This window comes from Actinokineospora auranticolor (assembly GCF_002934265.1).
GTDB classification, from domain to species: Bacteria; Actinomycetota; Actinomycetes; order Mycobacteriales; family Pseudonocardiaceae; genus Actinokineospora; species Actinokineospora auranticolor.
The window spans coordinates 279,385-297,800 of sequence record NZ_PTIX01000004.1 but is presented as its reverse complement, the minus strand read 5'-3'; the positions used below and the strand labels follow the sequence as shown (position 1 = coordinate 297,800).

Sequence of the window (18,416 nt, the reverse complement as noted above, 5' to 3'; positions counted from 1 at the left end):
CCCACCCGAGCGACGGTGTTTCCCAGTGTTCGGGGGTTCACACCGCGAGGCACTACCGTAGGCCCGGTGAGGCGCGGACACGTCGCGGCGACCGCCATCGGGGCACTGGCACTCCTGGCGGGTTGCGGCGCACCCGTGGCGGGCAACCCCGTACCGGCGGCCGGGTTCTGGTCGGTCACCAGCGTGACACCCACGGTGATCGGCGGCGTCCCGCTGTCACTCGACGGTGTCGACCTGTGTTCGTTGCTCACCGAGCCCGACCTCAAAGCCGCGGGCGGGCTGGTCGGCGCACCCCGAACCCGCTCCGAGACCTTCCCCGACTCCTGCGGCTACCCCCTCGGCGGCGGCGCCACTGACGACTACGCCCTGGTCGCGTTCTACAAGCCCCTCGACCAAGTCAGACGCACCCAACCGGCCGGTCACGAGGAGAACACCCTCGGCTACCCGACCTGGCTGCACTGCGCGGTCCAAGACGGCTACCGCACCTGCACCGCGACCGTGGCCGTGCGCGGCGACCGATCCCTCCTGGTGGCAGTGGAAAAACGGGACACCCCGGAGGCCGACGTGCTCCGTCTCCTACAACCGTTGACAGAACGGGCCATCGAGAGACTTCCGCGCGCATAGCGCAACCGGGCCTGCCCCGAACGGACGCAAGAAAGCGGTCTTCGTCACCCGATCAGTGCTGACCGGAAACGGTGAGGCCGCCTGTGACGATCAGTCCCGTGGAACGGTCTACCGTGCGGCCTCGGCCGCACACGCTGCCCTCGTAGCTCAGCGGATAGAGCAGGAGCCTTCTAAGCTCTTGGCCGCAGGTTCGAGTCCTGCCGGGGGCACTCGCTTTGGGCGACCCATGTTCGCGGAACGCGCGAACCTGGGTCGCTCGTCTTTTTTCTGGGGTGCAACCCCAGGCCCGCCCGGAGGGCTGCGCCCCCGGACCCCCGAGCGGGGGGCAGGTATGGGCGCAGGGGCAGATGTGGGCGCAGGGGCAGATGTGGGCGCAGGGGCAGATGTGGGCGCGAAGGCGGGGCAACTGCGGATGCGGGCCGCGCGGAGCGGGAGCGCGGAGCGGGAGCGGGGCTGCGTGGATGGGGATGCGCAGGAGCGTAGGAGCAGGAGCGGGGCTGTGCGGAGCGTGAGAGCGCGGGCGGATGCGGGGCTGCGCGGATGCGCGGGGGTGGGCGTGGGGGCCTGCGTGCGGGGTGCCTGTGGATGCGGGCCTTGTGGGGGCGGATGTTTGGGCAGGCGCCGGAACCAGTGAGCGCGACCACGAGCCTGTGGGGATGGGCAGCGTGGGGTGACTGGCGTGGGTGGGTGGGGGCGGTGGGGTGGGGGCGGTTTGGGTTGGGCGTTTTCTTGGTTGTCGAGAGAGGTTTTGGGCGGGCTTGTGGTGGGAATTGTTTGAGGGTGGTTGTTGCCGTTTGGGGGTTGAGATCTTGATCTATTTGATGTTGAGGCGTGCTTGAGGCTTGGTAACGGTTTGGGAATTGGGGTTGCGTTGGGCGCGGCAGGGGTGACGGGGTGCGCGATGGTGGTGAAGACGAGGGTTGACCTGGGGTTTTGTTCGGTTCCGTGAGTTGGGTCACAGTGGGCGAACTTGGCGGGTGGGTGCGCATCTCTTATTGCAGACGCTGAGGCGTCGGGTACTCGCGGGTGGGCCGCGGGTTTCTTGGGGATCTTAATGGGGGATCTTCTCATGCGTAAGTCTGTTGTTGTGCTGGGCATTTCCGTTGTTGTTTCCGTGGGTGTTTCGTTGCTGGGGGCTGGGGTGGCGGCGGCGCAGGTGGGGTCGTCGGCGGGGGCGGTGGTGGTGTGGGCCGACCTCAACGGCGACCGGGTCAAGGACAAGGTCACCTTGCGGCCGGTGGCGGGGTCGAAGACCCAGCAAGAACTTTCGGCGACGGTGCGGGGGAAGCGGTACACGGCGCGGATGCCGCTGGAGAACTTCGCGGGCACCGTTCGGCAGCCCGTTGTGGTGGACCTGGACAAGGACCGGCGCAAGGAGGTGTTGGTGGTGGAGTCGGTTGGCGCCAACACCGACCGGCTCAGCGCGTGGCGGCTCAGCGGGCGGTCGCTGGTTCCGGTGACCTCCGGTGGCAAGGCGGTGCAGATCTGGCAGGGCGGTGGAGTCAGCGGCGTTCTGCGGTACGGGTGCGAGCAGGCGCGGTCGGGGGGCAGGTTCGTGACCGTGTCCGCGGAGCTGGACTGGGCGCGCGACGTGTACGTGGGTGAGCGCGTCACGTACACGGTGCGGAACGGCAAGATGGCGGTCATCGGGCGCAAGCACATCGAGGGCGCACGGACCGACGCGGCGTTCCAGACCAAGCCGGGCGCTTGCGCTTAGTCGTCCACAGTAGACAAGGGGGCGTGGGGCACACCGGGGGTCTCGACACAAGGTGTGCCCCACGATCGAGTGGTTGTCGTCCAGGGTGAAACGCAGGTGGGGGTTCGGCGGATCACCATGGTGAAGATCGTCGAGCACGGGCACCCGGCGCGGGGTGCGGCGTGCGCGGCGGCGGCCGCCCGGCGGGAGACGGGGGGCCGCCGCCGTCGCTACTCGGCGCGCGTCGCCGCGGGTTGACGCACCCCGCGGCGGGTGAGCTCGGGGACGTAGTGGCCGTCACGGCTGCGGGGGCGGTCGGTTGCGGGCAGGCTGGGGGCATGGCGAAGGCGAAGAACGGGCGGGTGCCCCGCGAGGCGTACGAGCGGGAGCTGCTGCGGCTGCAGGGCGAGCTGGTGCGCATGCAGGAGTGGGTGAAGGCGAGCGGTACCCGGCTGGTCGTGGTGTTCGAGGGGCGGGACGCGGCGGGCAAGGGCGGGACGATCAAGCGGGTCGCGGAGCACCTGAACCCGCGGGTCTGCCGGATCGTGGCGCTGCCGACGCCGACCGAGCGGGAGCGGACGCAGTGGTACTTCCAGCGGTACGTGGCGCACCTGCCCGCCGCGGGGGAGATCGTGCTGCTCGACCGGAGCTGGTACAACCGGGCGGGCGTGGAGCGGGTGATGGGCTTCTGCACGCCGCAGGAGTACCAGCGGTTCCTCCGCCAGTGCCCGATCTTCGAGCAGCTGCTGGTCGAGGACGGGGTGCTGCTGCGCAAGTACTGGTTCTCGGTGAGCGAGACCGAGCAGGTGCGGCGGTTCCGGGAGCGGCACGACAACCCGTTGAAGCAGTGGAAGCTCTCGCCGATGGACCTGGAGTCGATCACCCGGTGGGACGACTACTCGCGGGCCCGCGACGACATGCTCGTGCACACCGACACCCCGGTCGCGCCGTGGATGATCGTCGAGGCGGAGGACAAGCGGGCCGCCCGGCTGAACATGATCGCCCACCTGCTGTCCAGCGTGCCGTGGGAACCGGTGGAGCGGCCCGAGCTGAAGCTGCCGGATCGCCCGTCGGGGAGTGGTTACGTCCGACCGTCCCGGGAACTCGAGCACCAAGTGCCCGACCACGCCGGGACCTTGGTCGACTGACGGGGCCGCAGTGCGCCGCTAGCGTTGGGGGTGCCCGAGGAGAGGACGACATGCCTACCTTGTCACCGGACGACCTCCGTCTCATTGATGCCTACTGGCGCGCCGCCAACTACCTGTCCGTCGGTCAGATCTACCTGCTGGACAACCCGTTGCTGCGGGAGTCCCTGCGGTCGGAGCACGTCAAGCCGCGGCTGCTCGGCCACTGGGGCACCACGCCCGGCCTGAACCTCCTCTACGCCCACCTGAACCGGGTGATCCGCGAACGCGACGAGAACGTCCTCTACGTCACCGGACCCGGCCACGGCGGTCCGGGTCTGGTGGCGAACGCGTACCTGGAAGGCACCTACAGCGAGGTCTACACGGGGATCGGTGAGAACACCGACGGTCTGCGATCGCTGTTCCGCCAGTTCTCCTTCCCCGGCGGCATCCCCAGCCACGTCGCCCCGGAGACGCCCGGCTCCATCCACGAGGGTGGCGAGTTGGGCTATGCGCTCGTGCACGCTTTCGGCGCCGTCTTCGACAACCCCGACCTGGTGGCGTTGTGCGTTATCGGTGATGGTGAGGCGGAAACGGGCCCGTTGGCGGCCAGTTGGCACTCCAACAAGTTCCTCAACCCACGGCGTGACGGCGTAGTCCTGCCGGTTCTGCACCTCAACGGGTACAAAATCGCCAATCCGACCCTCTTGTCCCGTATCCCCGAAGAGGAACTTGCGTCCCTCATGCGCGGATACGGCTACGAGCCGCACTTCGTCACCGGTGACGACCCGGCCGCCGTGCACGAACTCCTGGCCTCTACTTTGGACAAGGTGTTCGACGAGATCGCCGCGATCCGGGCCGACCCGGACACCCGACCGGCGTGGCCGATGATCGTCCTACGCACCCCGAAGGGCTGGACCGGGCCTGCCGAGGTGGACGGTCAGCAGGTCGAGGGCACTTTCCGGGCGCACCAGGTGCCGTTGTCGGGCACCCGGACCAACGCGGGCCACCGCAGGCAGCTGGAGGAGTGGCTGCGCTCGTACCGGCCGGAGGAACTGTTCGACGACGACGGCGCGCTGGTGCCGGAGTTGCGCGCGCTGGCCCCGAAGGGCGACCGGCGGATGAGCGCGAACCCGCACACCAACGGCGGTCTGGTGCTGCGCGAGCTGGTGATGCCGGACTTCCGCGACCACGCGGTGCAGGTGCGCGAACGCGGTGCGGACACCAGCGAGGCGACCCGCGTGCTCGGCGTCTTCCTGCGCGACCTGATGCGCCGCAACCCCGCCAACTTCCGGGTCATGGGTCCGGACGAGGTGGCGTCCAACCGGCTGTCGGCGGTGTTCGAGGAGACCGACCGGGCGTGGAGCGCCCAGACGCTGCCCGGCGACGACCACCTCGGGCCGGACGGGCGGGTCATGGAGGTGCTGTCCGAGCACCTGTGCCAGGGCTGGCTGGAGGGCTACCTGCTCACCGGCAGGCACGGCCTGTTCACCAGCTACGAGGCGTTCATCCACATCGTCGACTCGATGCTCAACCAGCACGCGAAGTGGCTGAAGACGACCCGGCACATCCCGTGGCGGGCGCCTATCGCGTCGCTGAACTACCTGTTGTCCTCACACGTCTGGCGCCAGGACCACAACGGGTTCAGCCACCAGGACCCCGGGTTCCTCGACCACGTTGTGAACAAGAAGGCCGAAGTGGTCCGGGTGTACCTACCGCCGGACACGAACACGTTGTTGTCCGTGGCGGACCACTGCCTCCGTAGTAGGCACTACGTCAACGTAATCGTCGCGGGTAAGCAGCCCGCGTTGACCTACCTGACGATGGACGAGGCCATCGCGCACTGCACGCGCGGTCTGGGTATCTGGGAGTGGGCGGGAACGACCGACGGTGAGCCGGACGTCGTGCTGGCGTGCGCCGGCGACATCCCGACGCTGGAAACGTTGGCGGCGGCGAAGCTGCTGCGTGCGCACCTGCCGGAGTTGCGGGTCCGGGTGGTGAACGTGGTCGACCTGATGCGGCTGCAACCCGATACCGAACACCCGCACGGCCTGTCGGACGGCGACTTCGACGCGCTGTTCACCACCGACAAGCCGGTCGTCTTCGCCTTCCACGGCTACCCGTGGCTCATCCACCGACTCACCTACCGACGCAACAACCACCGCAACCTGCACGTGCGCGGCTACAAAGAAGAAGGCACCACAACCACCCCGTTCGACATGGTCATGCTCAACGACCTCGACCGGTTCCACCTCGTCATGGATGTCATCGACCGGGTGCCGCACCTGGGTGGGAAGGCGGCCGTGCTGCGCCAGCGGATGGCCGACGCGCGGCTGGCGGCCCGGCAGTACACCCGTGAACACGGCGAGGACGACCCGGCGATCGCCGAGTGGACCTGGGCCTGATGCGGGTCCTGGCCCAATGAGGATCCTAGTGGTCAACGCCGGGTCGTCGAGCCTCAAGCTGCGGCTGCTCGGCACGGACGACGAGGTGCTGCGCTCCGCCGACACCACCCCGGAGGACCTCGACGACGTCTTGGCCGCGTGGCCATCACCGGACGCCGTGGGTCACCGGGTGGTGCACGGTGGCACCGAGTTCACCGAGCCCGTAGTGGTGGACGCGCGTGTGCGGGATGCCTTAGGTGAGTTGACGGAGTTGGCGCCGCTGCACCAGCCCAAGTCGTTGGCCGGTCTGGACGCGGTGAGTCGGTTGCTGCCGGACGTGCCCGCCGTGGCGTGCTTCGACACCGCCTTCCACACGACCCTCCCGCCTGAGGCCGCGACCTACGCGATCCCCCGGGAATGGCGCGAGCGGTACGCGATCCGCCGGTACGGCTTCCACGGCCTGTCGCACGCGTACTGCTCGGCCCGCGTCGGCACCGTGCTGGGTCGCACCGACGCCCGGGTGGTCACCTGCCACCTGGGTGCCGGTGCGTCGCTGGCGGCGGTCGTCGGCGGCCGGAGCGTGGACACGACGATGGGGTTCACGCCGCTGGAGGGTCTGGTGATGGCGACCCGCTCGGGCACGGTCGACCCGGGTCTGGTCCTGTGGTTGGCCGAGCGGATGCCCGCCGCCGAGATCGCGGAGGCACTGGAGAAGCACTCCGGGCTGTCCGCGCTGGCAGGCACCCCGGACCTGCGGGAGGTGCGGGTGGCGGCCGAGGGCGGGGACCCGGACGCGGTGCTGGCGCTGGACGTCTACGTGCACCGGATCGCCGGTGGGATCGCGGCGATGGCCGCGTCCGCGGGTGGGCTGGACGCGCTGGCGTTCACCGGCGGTGTCGGGGAGAACTCGGCGCTGATCCGGTCCAGGACGGCCGAGCGGCTGGCGTTCCTCGGGGTGGCGGTGTCGGACGAGCGCAACAACAACGGGGACGAGGACATCACCGCCGACGGGTGCGAGATCCGGACGCTGGTGGTGGCGGCCAGGGAGGACCTGGAGATCGCGCGGGGCACGCGGACCGCGCTGCTCACCGGCAGCCGCTGACGGGATACGGTCCACTCAGCCGCGAAGAGGTAGGGGGCCGAAGTGTCGACGGAACTGCTGCGGTTGCGCTGCCGGGGTCACCGTGACATCCGTGCCACCCACGGCAAGACCCTGGAGTTCACCGCGGACAGCGCCATCACCGGACGGGCCACCTGCGTCGTCGGTGTGGACGGCGTGGTGGTGGGTACTCCCCCGGCCGCGTTGGCGGGGCGGTTGCGGATCACGGTCAGCGTGGGGGAAGACAGCGCCACCGTGCACGCGGTGGCCAACTCGGGGTGGCGTCCCGGCGGTAGCGCCGTAGTTCGTCGTAGTGCACGGAGGCTGCCGAACACGCTCGGCACCGAAGCGGACCTGTCGTCGGCGGACCTACCGCGTTCGCTGGTCTTGGCGATGAGCGACCCGGACGCCGTGATCGACGTAGTGGTCACCCGCAACCCGGAGCCCGAACACCGTGTCATCCGCTACCGCGCCGGTGAGGGCCACGACGAGCGTTTGGCGGCGGAATGCGCCGCTGCGGACACCGTCCTCGCGGAAGACCCCGGCGCACGTGCCGTGATCACCGCCCACGGCGCCACACCGCAGTCGACGGCCACCGAAGGACGGATCCTCGCCGTGTCCACTACGGACACCATCTCCCCCACCGTCCAAAAGCTGCTTACCGCGCGTCCCACTGTCGAATGTCTCGGTGTGCCAACGGAACTCGCGGTGTCCGGCGCGACCCCCATCGCCGCTCCAACGCTCCTCGCCGTGGGCCGGTCGCGCAAGGAAGTCCTGCGCCTGGCCACGAACCGGCACGCGCGCCTGGTCTTCGACTGCCCCGGCGACGAACTGCCGCGCCGACTCGCCGAGATCGCCCGCGAGACCGGCGCCCACCACGCCTCGGTGCTGGTCACCGACGAACGACCGGTCTGGGGACCCCTGGACGAGTTCACCGAACTCACCGGTGACGTGTTGTGCGCGGTGGACCCCGTCCAGTCCGAAATGGATGACGTCGACCTTGACCCCACTACGCTGCTGACGGCGTTGTTGGCGCAAGAGGTCTCAGCGACGACGCTGGTGCGCGCCCTGACCGATCAGCCCGGCTGGTCGCGCAAGCGCGCCTACGACTTCGTGCTCGGCCTCAGTCGGAAGGGTTGATCACACCGGTCAACGCCAAGACCTCCAACTGGTCGCGGGAGGAGTTCAACCGCCGTGTCCACGAGGTCGACAGCGCGGCGATGGCGTCGTCGTCGAGGTAGGCGGATTCGTCCAACCGCCACCCCGCCGCCGCGTACACCGGCCCCAACTCAGCCACGGCGGACTCCGGCGTCGGCTCCGGGTGCTCCCCCACCTCCGGGACCGGCGGACGCCAGGCGTGCAGGTTGAGGCTGACCAGGAACCGGCTGTCCGGCGCGCACACCGCCGCGATGCCCTTGAGCATCGCCGGGTCACCGCCGAGCACGCCGCGCAGCAGGCTCCCCCACGGCATCAGCACGTGGACCTCGGTGATGTCGCGCAGTTCCCCGGGCAACCGCTCGGCCGCGGCCCACACGTAGAGCAGGTTGGCGAGGCCGCCCTTCTTGGGGCTGGCGCTGGCTTTCGTCGCGACCTTGCGTAGGTTGTCCTTGGCCGCGTCCAGGCCGATCACCAGCGTGTCCGGGGTCGCGCGGGCCACGGCGAGGGGGTGCTTGCCGTCGCCGGTGCCGATGTCGAGCACCGCGCCGGAGTACCGCGCGCGCAGGTCGGCGAACTCGGCGGGACCGACGTCGACGACCTGTTTGCCGGTGATGCGACGCATGCCCGGGAGTTTAGTTGGCCGAGCCCCGGTGGCCTTGTGGGCCACCGGGGCTCGGTGGTGTGGGCCGTCGCGGCGCGTTGGCGGGGCGGCGGCGTTTCCTCTCGGCTGGGTCTTGCCAGCCAGTCCGTGGGCTACCGCGCGGGGCCGCCGGTCACGTCGACCGGGCCACCGGGCAGCGCGGGCAGGCCGGGGATGCCGCTCAGGTCGGACTCATCCGGGAGCAGCGCGTCCACCGTGCCGGTGTGCGTGGTCGTAGTGGTGTCCGTGCCGGCGACGGTGCCGGTGACGTCGGTGAAGTGGGTGCCGTTGATGTCGGTGCCCGTCATGTCAGTGGCGGTGTCGGTCGCGTCGGTGTTGGTCACGTCGGTGCCGGTGACGTCGGTGACGGTGTCCGTCGCGTCCGTGTCGGTCGCGTCGGGTTCGGTCACAATGGGGGGCGTCAGCTCCGGGATCGCGACGTCCGGCGGGTTCAGGTCCGGGGCGGTCACCTCCGGCGCCGTCAGGTCCGGGACGGTGACAGTGACATCAGGAGCCGTGACGTCCGGGGTCGTGGGCGTGGTGAGGTCGGGCGCGGTCACGTCGGGCAGGGCGCCGACCAGCGGTGGCAGCTGGGGCAGCGCCGGGATCCCGGGGGTGCCCGGGGGCAGCACGCTGATCAGCGCCTCGGCCAGCGACTGGGCCAGGTCGAGCAGCGCCCAGACCAGGTCGGGGTTGATCGGGCCCGGCAGCGGCAGGATGTTCTGCACCTCGGCGGCCTTGGCGTCCGCCGGGTCGGCGAGGTCGGTCACGCCGCAGCCGCGCACGTGGTTGAGCACGTCGCGCAGCTCGCCCACCCGGCCTGCCAGCGCGGCGTCGTCCCCGGCGGCGTCGTAGAGCGCGCGGTAGGCCGTGGTCAGCTCGACGACTTGGGCCGCCGTGACCCCGTCGCGCGCGGGCGCGGCCGAGGCGATGGTCGCGCCGGTGGTCGCCAGCACACTCGTCGTCGCGAGGGCGGTCACGATGCGAACGAGGTGACGGTTCATGAAGGAGGTTCCTCTCCGGCTGGGATGCGTTCTCTGCGCCTCAACGGCTACCAGCTCGCCCCGGCGGCGACCGGATGATCACCCGCCGGGTGGCGACTCCCGAACGCGCTCCGCAGTCGGCCCGTCGGCCGGATGACGCCCCAAAGGCTGACCCGGCCCCCGCACGTGGCCGCGCTCGCCGCCCCAGAGCGGCAACCAGGCGGGTCGGGTGACGGTCGACCCGCTCGAACGAGTCAATATGGGACGTGGCGCGCCAAATACCCCCCATCGGGAAAGCGCCGGAATGGCCCGTCCGCGAATCACGGACGGATCACCGTCAGATCACCACTGGAAGCGCCCGGCCGGTTCCAGCGCTTCTTCGAGGTCGCGGTAGACCGCGACGAGACCACCCACCCCGGTGACCTGGAGGGTGCTCAGCGCGGGCCCGGTGGGCGCGGCGACGCGCAGCAGCCTGCCGCGGTGCAGGCAGTGGTAGTGCGCGCGGAGGATCAACGAGGCCGCGCCGATGCTGAGGAAGGCGACACCGGTCAGGTCGACGACGACGTAGCGCTTGGTGGTGTTCTCGGCGCAGGCGTCCTCGATCTGCTCGCGCCACAGGTGCTCGGTGTGCATGTCGATGCGGCCGACCGCGGCGACGACGATGGCCGAGCGGGTGCCCTTGACCGTCACGGCGAGAGGGGCGCGCGAGTCCACCTCGAAACCTCCTCGCGCACGACACCACCAAGATCGCCGGACTATAACTGACGATTGTCGTCACAGATACCGCACCGACGCGACCCCGTGCGCAAGACCACAGGAAAAATGCGTCTGATTCAGTGAATTGTGCATACGTGCGGCAGCGGGTTCGCGATCTTCCCACCGGCGGTCACTCGCCGCTCGGGGCAGGCTCCTCACCCGAACGAGTCGGTTGCGCGCCACCCGAAAGTGGACGCCGCAGGCCCGCGCGACCGCCGTCCGCGGTGGCGGGCCCCCACCGCCACCACGACGACCACCCACCGTCCTGCGGCTCGTCGGCGATCCGCGCCCAGGCCAGGTCCCTCAACTCGACCGACATACCGGAGTGATCGGCCGAATGGAGCAGGTTATTACCCAACGCAGTCAGAACTCACCCGAAAGAAGGAGTAACCCGAAGCCGTTTGCGTGAGGAGTGATCACTTCTCGTGACCGGGGTCAGGGCGTCAGGCCGGGCGGGAAGCCACCGGTCGCGATCGGACCCCAGTGGGTGATGGTGACGCGGACCAGGCACTTGCCCTGCCGCGACATCGCCGCCCGGTACGCCGACCAGTCCGGGTGCTCCCCGGAGATCGACCGGTAGTACTCGACCAGCGGCTCCAGCGCGTCCGGCAGGTCCAGCACCTCCGCCTCCCCGCCGATCTGGGCGTACGGGCCGTTCCAGTCGTCGGACAGCACGCACGCCGACGCCGCGGGCCGCCTGCGCAGGTTGGCGACCTTCGCGCGCGCCGGGTACGTGGAGACCACCACGCGGCCCTCGGCGTCCACGCCGTAGGTGACCGGCGAGAGCTGCGGGCTGCCGTCCGCGCGCGTGGTCACCAGGACGCAGCGGGTGCGGGCGCGCAGGAACTCCAGCAGCTCGTCGCGCTCGGGGACCCGGGCGGACGCCGTGCGCGGCATCAGTCGGCCGCCAACTTGGCCAACCGCTGCGGGGTCGGCCAGCGCACCTCGGTGACCCAGCCGAACCGCTCGAACAGCCAGATGACCCGCGCCGAGACGTCGAGCTGGCCGCGCCGCACGCCGTGCCGGGCCGAGGTCGGGTCGGCGTGGTGCAGGTTGTGCCAGGCCTCGCCCATGGACAGGATCGCCAGCGGCCAGAAGTTGGTCGCCTTGTCCCGGGACTTGAACGGCCGGTCGCCGACGATGTGGCAGATCGAGTTCACCGACCAGGTCACGTGGTGCAGCAGCGACACCCGGACCAGCCCGGCCCAGAAGAACGCGGTCACCGCGCCCCACCACGACCAGGTGATCAGGCCGCCGAGCAGCGCGGGCGCCAGCAGCGTCACCGCGGTCCACAGGCCGAACTGCCGGTCGACGCGGCGGATGTCGGTGTCCGCGAGCATGTCCGGGGCGAACCGCTCGGCGTTGGTCAGCTTGCGGTCGAACACCCAGCCCATGTGCGCGTGCCAGAAGCCCTTGGCCAGCGCGACCGGCGAGGTGCCGAACGCCCACGGCGAGTGCGGGTCGCCGTCGCGGTCGGCGAACGCGTGGTGGCGGCGGTGGTCGGCGACCCAGTGCAGGATCGGCCCCTGCAGCGCCATGCTGCCCACGATCGCCAGCCCGACCCGCACCGCGCGGTTGGCCTTGAACGCGCCGTGGGTGAAGTAGCGGTGGAAGCCGACGGTCACCCCGAGGCAGGTGAAGGTGTAGAAGAAGGCGGCGAGGCCGACGTCGACCCAGCCGAGGCCCCAGCCCCAGGCGAACGGCACGGCGCCGATGAGCGCGGCGAAGGGCACCAGGATGAAGATGTACGTCCCGATCTGCGGCCAGTGCGCGCGGGGCGAGCCGAACATCGGTTTCGGCCCCACCCCGCTCTCCTCGACGGTCGCGGTCACTGCTCTGCCTCCACCCTCGCCAACCCCCGTGATCGGCGGTGTCCGGCGGTAAGCAAACCAGTCGGGGCGGCGGACACCAAGCAGTCGTTTGGTGGGCGGTTGCCCGAAATGCCGGAAGCCCGCAGCTCAGCGGAGCGCTGAGGTATGTGTCACACCAGGTCAGGCCGCTGCGGGCGGCCGGTCGGTGAACACCGGCGTCACTAGCCTTTCACCTATCCGTCAGCAGCGCGACGGCGGCCTGGATGGCCGGGGCGTAGGTCGCGATCTCGGTGTAGATGCCGGGGAACCGCGGCCGCGCGCAGCCGACCCCCCACGAGACAATCCCCACTTGCTTGGGCGTGCCGTCGGCCTCGCCGATGACCATCGGGCCGCCGGAGTCGCCCTGGCAGGTGTCCACCCCGCCGACGTTGACGATGCCCGCGCAGAGCATGCCGGAGGGCAGGAAGGGGTAGCCGTAGCGGGTGTAGAGGGGTGCGCAGGTCGCGTCGTCGACGTACGGGACCTCGGCGTGCAGCAGGTAGCGCTGCTGGTCGCCGCCCTCCTTGTCCGCCCCCCACCCCAGGACGCGGAACGGCCCGGCCGTGACGGTCGCCCGCTTGAGCGGCAACACCGGCGCCTTGACGCGGGTGGCGAGCTTGATGAGCGCCCAGTCGTAGCCGCGGCTGACGGTGGTGTACTGCTCGGGGCGGTAGACGTAGACCGACTTCACCACTGTCGCTTTTGGACTTTGCAGGTCGACCACGCCGAAGGTGGCCTGGATGGTGGCGTCGGGTCCGGTGCCGTCGACGCAGTGGCCCGCGGTCAGGACGACCTCGGGGGCGATGAGGGAACCGCCGCAGCCCATGGAGAGCCGGGCCATCCACGGGTAGGCGCCCTGCGGGGCGCGGGTGCCGCCGACCACTCGGGCGGGGACGTCGGCGGTGGCGGGGATGCCGGCGAGGGCCAGGACGAGACCGAGCAGGGGGATCAGGAACCGGCGCGATCTCGACATCGAAATCCTCCCGTGATCACGGAGTGCTATCAGGCGGTGGCACTTCGTGCATCGTGCTCTGGCGAGCTCGACGGGACGGACCCCTTCACCGGGTCGTGTGACAGATCGTCCCCATACGGGTCGGTTCAGGGTTTGCTGAAGTGGGCCACCGAGGTCGCTTCGAGGCTGCCGAGGTAGATCTCGCCGTGGTGTTCGCGGACGCCGGTGACCATGTGGAAGCCGTCGGTGGTGGGGCCTCTGAAGTCGTGGACGGGGTGGCCGGTGGTGCCGTCGACGGCGCGGGCCCAGACTTCGGTTCCCTCCTTCGCGTACCACCGCTCGGGGACCCGCCAGAGAAGTTTGCGGACGGCGGGTGGGGTTCGCAGGACGAGGTCCAGCAGTCGGCGGCGAGGGCTGGCCAGCGCTATCCAGATGAGGCCGTCGGTGCCGGTCGAGATGTTGTCCGGGAAGCCGGGCAGGTTGTCGACGAGCACGTCGGACGTCCCCTGTTTCTCCCCGGTCAGCCAGACCCTGCGCAGCGCGTACTCCCAGCCGTCGACGACCACGACGTACGACTCGTCCGGGGCGAGGGCCACGCCGTTGGCGAAGTGCAGGCCGTCGAGCAGCACCTCGACCTCGCCGTCCGGCGACCTCCGGCGCAGGCTGCCCGTGGCCCGGTGCTCGAACAGGTCCGCCCGCCAGTGCGGCAGGTCGAAGCGCTCGGTGGAGTTGGTGAAGTAGACCGTGCCGTCGGCCGCCACGGCCGCGTTGTTGCAGACCCGCAGGTCCGCACCGGCCGGGATCAGCAGCTCGATGTCGCCGGTGCCCCGGTCGACCAGCAGCAGGCCGCGCGCGGCGTCGCAGACCAGGAGGCGGCCGTCGGGGTGGTGTTCGAGGCCGAGGGGCCTGCCGCCGGTGTCGGCGATCGTGTCGAGGCGGCGGCCGTCGGCGGTCAGCCGGAGGATCCGGCCGTCGTCGACGCCGGTGTAGAGGTGGCCGTGGTCGTCGATCAGGACGTCTTCCGGGCCGCGTCCGTTGACCGGCAGCACGGTCAGCCGGGGCAGCGTCCGCTTGCTCGGCGCGCGACCCGGCCGCGGGGGGCGCCAGGCCACCGGATCGATCTTCGGACGGGACACGGCGATCACCCCTCGCGGTGGGGACGGCGTTGTGGTGGCCACGATACGAGGGGTTGGGCCTGTTCGCTTAGCGGCCAATCACCGTGTGGCAACGGGATTCCAGGTACTCGACCAGCCGCCGGAAGTCGGCGAAGGCCGGGTTGCCGGTCTGCCCGTGGTGGTAGCGGTAGTAGATCTGCTGGGCGATGGCGGCTAGGCGGAAAAGTCCGAAAACCTCGTAGAAATCCCAATCCGCGCAAGCCAAGCCCGTGTGCTCGCGGTAGCGCGCGATGACCTCCGCGCGGGTGAGCATGCCGGGGAGGTGGGTCGGCTGCCTGCGCAGCTCGCGGAACACGGCGTCGTCATCGGCCTGGGGCCAGTAGGCGAGCGCGCCCGCCAGGTCCATCAGCGGGTCGCCGAGGGTGGCCATTTCCCAGTCCAGCACACCGACCACCGCCAGCTCGGCGTCGAGCACGACGTTGTCCAGGCGCCAGTCGTTGTGGATCACGACGGTGGCGACGTCCTCGGGCCGGTTGGCTGCCAGCCACGTCGTGACGGCGGCGAAGTCCGGCGCGTTGCCCGTGCGCGCGGCGGAGTACCGCGCCGTCCACCCCCGCACTTGGCGGCCGACGTATCCGGCACCGCGTCCGAGGTCCGCCAACCCGGCGGCTTCGGGGTCGACGCCGTGCAGGTCGACCAGGCGGTCCACCAACGCGGTCGACAGTTCGTGCGCTTGCCGCTCGGACAGGGTCATGCCCGCGGGCAGGTCTCGGCGCAGGATCGTGCCCTGGATGCGTTGCATCACATAGAAGTCCGCGCCGATCACGGCCGGGTCGCGGCACAGGCCGTAGACCTCGGGGACCAGCGGGTACACCGGTTTCAGGCGTTGCTGCACCAGGTATTCGCGGCGCATGTCGTGCGCGGACACCGCTTTTCGGCTGGCTGGTGGTCGGCGCAGGACGAGTTCGCGGTCGGGGTAGGTGAGCAGGTAGGTCAGGTTCGAGGCGCCACCGGGGAACTGGCGGACTCGCGGACGTTCGTCGCCTATGTCCATAGTGGACTTCAACCACGCGTGGACGGCGACGACGTCGAAGCGGTCCTCCGCGCGGACCTCGCCCGCGGTCACCGGTACTTCGCGAGTTCGGCGCGGGCGACGACGGCGCGGTGCACCTCGTCCGGGCCGTCGGCGAGGCGCAGCGCGCGGGCGCTCGCGTAGGCGGCGGCGAGCGGGAAGTCATCGGTCATGCCCGCGCCGCCGTGCAACTGGATGGCCATATCGATCACGCCGAGCGCCATCGACGGCACCGCGACCTTGATCTGCGACACCGCCGAGCGCGCTCCCTCGACACCGTGCGCGTCGAGCTTCCACGCCGCGTTGAGGACCAGCAACCGGGCCTGGTCGATGGCGATGCGGGCGTCGGCGATGCGTTCGCGGTTGCCGCCCAGGTCGACCAGCGGCCTGCCGAAGGCGGTGCGCCGCGTCGCGCGGCGGCAGGCCAGTTCGAGCGCCAGTTCCGCGAGGCCGATCAGCCGCATGCAGTGGTGCACCCGGCCCGGCCCGAGTCGGCCCTGGGCGATCTCGAAGCCCCGGCCGACACCGCCGATCACCGCGTCGAGGGGCAGCCGGACGTCGGTGAAGGTGATCTCGCCGTGACCGTAGGGCGGGTCGTAGCGGCCGAACACGGGCAGCAGCCGCTCCACCCGCACGCCCGGGGTGTCCATCGGGACCAGAACCATCGAGTGCTGCGCACGGCGGTCCGCCGCGGGGCGGCTCAGGCCCATGAACACGACGAACGCGCAGTTGGCGTGGCCGGTGCCGGTGGCCAGCCACTTGGTGCCGTCGAGCACGACCTCGTCGCCGTCGACCACCGCGGTGGCGGCCATGGTCGTGGCGTCGGAGGAGGCGACGTCGGGTTCGGTCATGCAGAAGGCGGAGCGGACCTCGCCCGCGAGCAGTGGTCGCAGCCACCGGTCGCGCTGCTCGGGACTGCCGTAGAGGTGCAGCAGCTCCATGTTGCCGGTGTCGGGGGCGTTGCAGTTGAACACCTCCGGCGCGAGCACCGACCGCCCCATCTCCTCCGCGAGCGGCGCGTACTCCAGGGTGCCGAGCCCGGATTCGGCGGGGAGGAAGAGGTTCCACAGCCCCCGCTCCCGCGCCCGGCGCTTGAGTTCTTCGATGACCGGGGGCACCGTCCAGGGGTCGGCGGCGAGCGCGCGCAGGCAGTCCGGCTCCACGGGCGCGACCTCGTCGTGGATGAACGCCCTGATCCGTTCGAGGTGATCGGCCGCGGCGGCCGAGTGCGCGAAGTCCACGGGTGTCCCTCCTGCGGGGTGCCTGCCGGACAACCTACCGCGCCAGCGAGTGTCTACTGTGGATTTTCGCCCGCGACGGGAACGCGTGCGGTCGGCGGCCCGGCTTGGGCGCCCGTGGGTGGGTCAGCCCAGGTCGGCGAGGTGGGTGCGCAGGAGTTTGCCGGTGGCGTTGCGTGGGAGTTCGTCGAGGAAGACCACGTCGCGGGGGACCTTGAAGCGGGCCAGGTTCGCCTTCACGTGGCCGCGCAGGTCTTCGGCGGCGACCTCGGCGCCGGGGCTGCGCACGACGTAGGCCTTGAGGCGTTGGCCGAACTCCGGGTCGGCGACGCCGAGGACCGCCGCTTCCGCCACGCCCGGGTAGGCCACGAGCAGGTCCTCGATCTCGCCGGGGAAGACGTTCTCGCCGCCGGAGACGATCATGTCGTCGTCGCGGCCGTCGATGAACAGCCTGCCGTCGGCGTCGAAGTGGCCGAGGTCGCCGGTCGACAGCAGGCCGTCGATGATCTCCTTGTGCCTGCCGTCGGTGTAGCCGCCGAAGGCGAGGCCGCTGCCCGCGAAGACGCGAGCCGTGACGCCGTGGTCGGTGACGCGGGTGCCGCTGTCATCGAAGAGGGCGACCTGGCAGCCGACCGGGGGTTTGCCGACGGTGCCGGGGGCCGCGCGCCAGTCGGCGGGGGTGGCGACGGCGGCGACGGAGACCTCGGTCGACCCGTACAGGTTGTGGATGACGTCGCCGAACACGCGGCTCGCGCGGTTGCCGAGTTCGGGTGAGAGGGCTGAGCCCGCGGTGAACACGATGCGCAGCGTCGAGGTGTCGTAGTGGCCGATCGTGTCCGGTCCGAGGTCGAGGATCCGTTGGAGCATGGTCGGCACCAGGACGAGCGTGGTGACGCGGTGCTCCTGGATCGCGCGCAGCGTGGCCTCCGGGTCGAACCGGCGGCGCAGGACGACGGTCGAGCCGAGCGCGAAGGAGATGATGAACTGCGAGAAACCGGTGGCGTGGAACAGCGGCGCGGCGAGCAGCGTGGCCTCGCCGGTGCGCAGCGGGATCCGGTCGAGGAACTGGGCGGCGGCCAGCGGCGACCGCACCTGGCGCGGGGCACCCTTCGGGGTCCCGGTGGTGCCGCTGGTCAGCAGGACCATGCCGCCGGGTTCGCGGGGCAGCGGCACCGGGGCGTCGTCGGTGGCGGCGATGAGGTCGTCGAGGGTGGTGGCGTCGGTGGCGCTGTCGACCCAGGCGAGGAACGTCGGTAAGTCACCCGGGAGCGCGTCGACCAGCGGGGTGAACTCCTCGTCGTGCACGAAGACCGTCACGGCCTCGCGGGCGGCCACGTCCCGCAGCTGCGGACGGGCGAAGCCGGTGTTCACGAGCAGCAGCCGGGCACCCAGCTTGGCGGCGGCCAGCATGGTCTCGACGGCACCCCGGTGGTCACGGGCGAGCAGCGCGACCACCGACCGGTCGGTCACCCCGCGCTCGGTGAACGCCCTGGCCAGCGCGTTGGACCGGCGGTCGAGCTCGGCGAAGGTGAGCGGCCCGCGCTCGTCGACCAGCCCGACGGCCCGGCTGTCCCGACAGGCCGCCACCCGGGCGGCGCCCGCGATCGGGCCCAGCCGCCGGACGGCCAGCGCGGACCGCAGCACGTGGTCGGGCCGGGTCAGCGGGACCAGGCCGGCGCGGTGCATGACGTGCACGCTGCGTACCGCCGTGGGCACCTTCGTCAC

At 70.7% G+C, this 18,416-nt stretch carries 17 protein-coding genes and 1 tRNA gene; 8 read left to right on the top strand and 10 right to left on the bottom strand.

Annotated elements, in window-relative coordinates; translation table 11 throughout:
- Positions 1 to 66: 66 nt before the first annotated feature.
- The 8 genes from CLV40_RS09835 (at position 67) to CLV40_RS09805 (ending at position 8,067) form a co-directional block, all read left to right on the top strand.
- Positions 67 to 624 (top strand): DUF3558 family protein, encoded by a 558-nt coding sequence (locus CLV40_RS09835; protein WP_181043414.1) that lies wholly within the window; start codon positions 67 to 69, stop codon positions 622 to 624.
- Between the two features lie 136 nt (positions 625 to 760).
- Positions 761 to 833, top strand: a tRNA-Arg gene (locus CLV40_RS09830).
- A gap of 905 nt (positions 834 to 1,738) precedes the next feature.
- Positions 1,739 to 2,341: a hypothetical protein gene (locus tag CLV40_RS09825; protein ID WP_146107980.1), complete on the top strand. Its 603-nt coding sequence runs from the start codon at positions 1,739 to 1,741 to the stop codon at positions 2,339 to 2,341.
- A gap of 96 nt (positions 2,342 to 2,437) precedes the next feature.
- The gene (locus CLV40_RS37855) at positions 2,438 to 2,578 is read left to right on the top strand and encodes a hypothetical protein (protein ID WP_181043413.1); all 141 of its coding nucleotides are present in this window, start codon (positions 2,438 to 2,440) and stop codon (positions 2,576 to 2,578) included.
- Between the two features lie 80 nt (positions 2,579 to 2,658).
- Entirely contained in the window at positions 2,659 to 3,468 is an 810-nt protein-coding gene (gene ppk2, locus CLV40_RS09820) for a polyphosphate kinase 2 (protein WP_104478532.1), read from the top strand.
- Positions 3,469 to 3,518: 50 nt separating this feature from the next.
- Complete coding sequence (locus CLV40_RS09815) at positions 3,519 to 5,849, top strand: phosphoketolase family protein (RefSeq protein ID WP_104478531.1); 2,331 nt, start codon at positions 3,519 to 3,521, stop codon at positions 5,847 to 5,849.
- Positions 5,850 to 5,865: 16 nt separating this feature from the next.
- Positions 5,866 to 6,930, top strand: a complete 1,065-nt coding sequence (locus CLV40_RS09810) for an acetate/propionate family kinase (RefSeq protein ID WP_104478530.1) — start codon at positions 5,866 to 5,868, stop codon at positions 6,928 to 6,930.
- A gap of 42 nt (positions 6,931 to 6,972) precedes the next feature.
- Positions 6,973 to 8,067, top strand: a complete 1,095-nt coding sequence (locus CLV40_RS09805; RefSeq protein ID WP_104478529.1) for a DUF371 domain-containing protein — start codon at positions 6,973 to 6,975, stop codon at positions 8,065 to 8,067.
- On the opposite strand, the gene kamB is transcribed toward CLV40_RS09805, so the two are convergent.
- From kamB to CLV40_RS09755, 10 genes are all read right to left on the bottom strand, one after another.
- On the bottom strand, positions 8,051 to 8,707 hold the full coding sequence (gene kamB, locus CLV40_RS09800; RefSeq protein WP_104478528.1) for a 16S rRNA (adenine(1408)-N(1))-methyltransferase KamB: 657 nt from the start codon (positions 8,705 to 8,707) through the stop codon (positions 8,051 to 8,053). The genes CLV40_RS09805 and kamB overlap by 17 nt on opposite strands.
- A 131-nt stretch (positions 8,708 to 8,838) precedes the next feature.
- Positions 8,839 to 9,729, bottom strand: coding sequence for a hypothetical protein (locus CLV40_RS09795; protein ID WP_104478527.1), 891 nt, complete (start codon positions 9,727 to 9,729; stop codon positions 8,839 to 8,841).
- A 321-nt stretch (positions 9,730 to 10,050) separates the two neighbouring features.
- Positions 10,051 to 10,422 (bottom strand): STAS domain-containing protein, encoded by a 372-nt coding sequence (locus CLV40_RS09790; protein WP_181043412.1) that lies wholly within the window; start codon positions 10,420 to 10,422, stop codon positions 10,051 to 10,053.
- A gap of 477 nt (positions 10,423 to 10,899) precedes the next feature.
- Complete coding sequence (locus tag CLV40_RS09785; RefSeq protein WP_104478525.1) at positions 10,900 to 11,361, bottom strand: PPOX class F420-dependent oxidoreductase; 462 nt, start codon at positions 11,359 to 11,361, stop codon at positions 10,900 to 10,902.
- On the bottom strand, positions 11,361 to 12,296 hold the full coding sequence (locus CLV40_RS09780) for an acyl-CoA desaturase (protein WP_374065521.1): 936 nt from the start codon (positions 12,294 to 12,296) through the stop codon (positions 11,361 to 11,363). The genes CLV40_RS09785 and CLV40_RS09780 overlap by 1 nt, the downstream gene beginning before the upstream one ends.
- Positions 12,297 to 12,504: 208 nt before the next feature.
- Positions 12,505 to 13,287: a S1 family peptidase gene (locus CLV40_RS09775; RefSeq protein ID WP_104478524.1), complete on the bottom strand. Its 783-nt coding sequence runs from the start codon at positions 13,285 to 13,287 to the stop codon at positions 12,505 to 12,507.
- 125 nt (positions 13,288 to 13,412) lie between these two features.
- A complete protein-coding gene (locus CLV40_RS09770) occupies positions 13,413 to 14,402 on the bottom strand; it encodes an SMP-30/gluconolactonase/LRE family protein (protein ID WP_342752257.1) in 990 nt (329 codons plus the stop codon).
- A 67-nt stretch (positions 14,403 to 14,469) separates the two neighbouring features.
- The gene (locus tag CLV40_RS09765; RefSeq protein WP_245931190.1) at positions 14,470 to 15,507 is read right to left on the bottom strand and encodes a phosphotransferase family protein; all 1,038 of its coding nucleotides are present in this window, start codon (positions 15,505 to 15,507) and stop codon (positions 14,470 to 14,472) included.
- Entirely contained in the window at positions 15,504 to 16,694 is a 1,191-nt protein-coding gene (locus CLV40_RS09760; protein WP_104478523.1) for an acyl-CoA dehydrogenase family protein, read from the bottom strand. The genes CLV40_RS09765 and CLV40_RS09760 overlap by 4 nt, the downstream gene beginning before the upstream one ends.
- A gap of 123 nt (positions 16,695 to 16,817) precedes the next feature.
- On the bottom strand, positions 16,818 to 18,377 hold the full coding sequence (locus CLV40_RS09755; protein ID WP_219823948.1) for an acyl-CoA synthetase: 1,560 nt from the start codon (positions 18,375 to 18,377) through the stop codon (positions 16,818 to 16,820).
- Positions 18,378 to 18,416 lie beyond the last annotated feature (39 nt).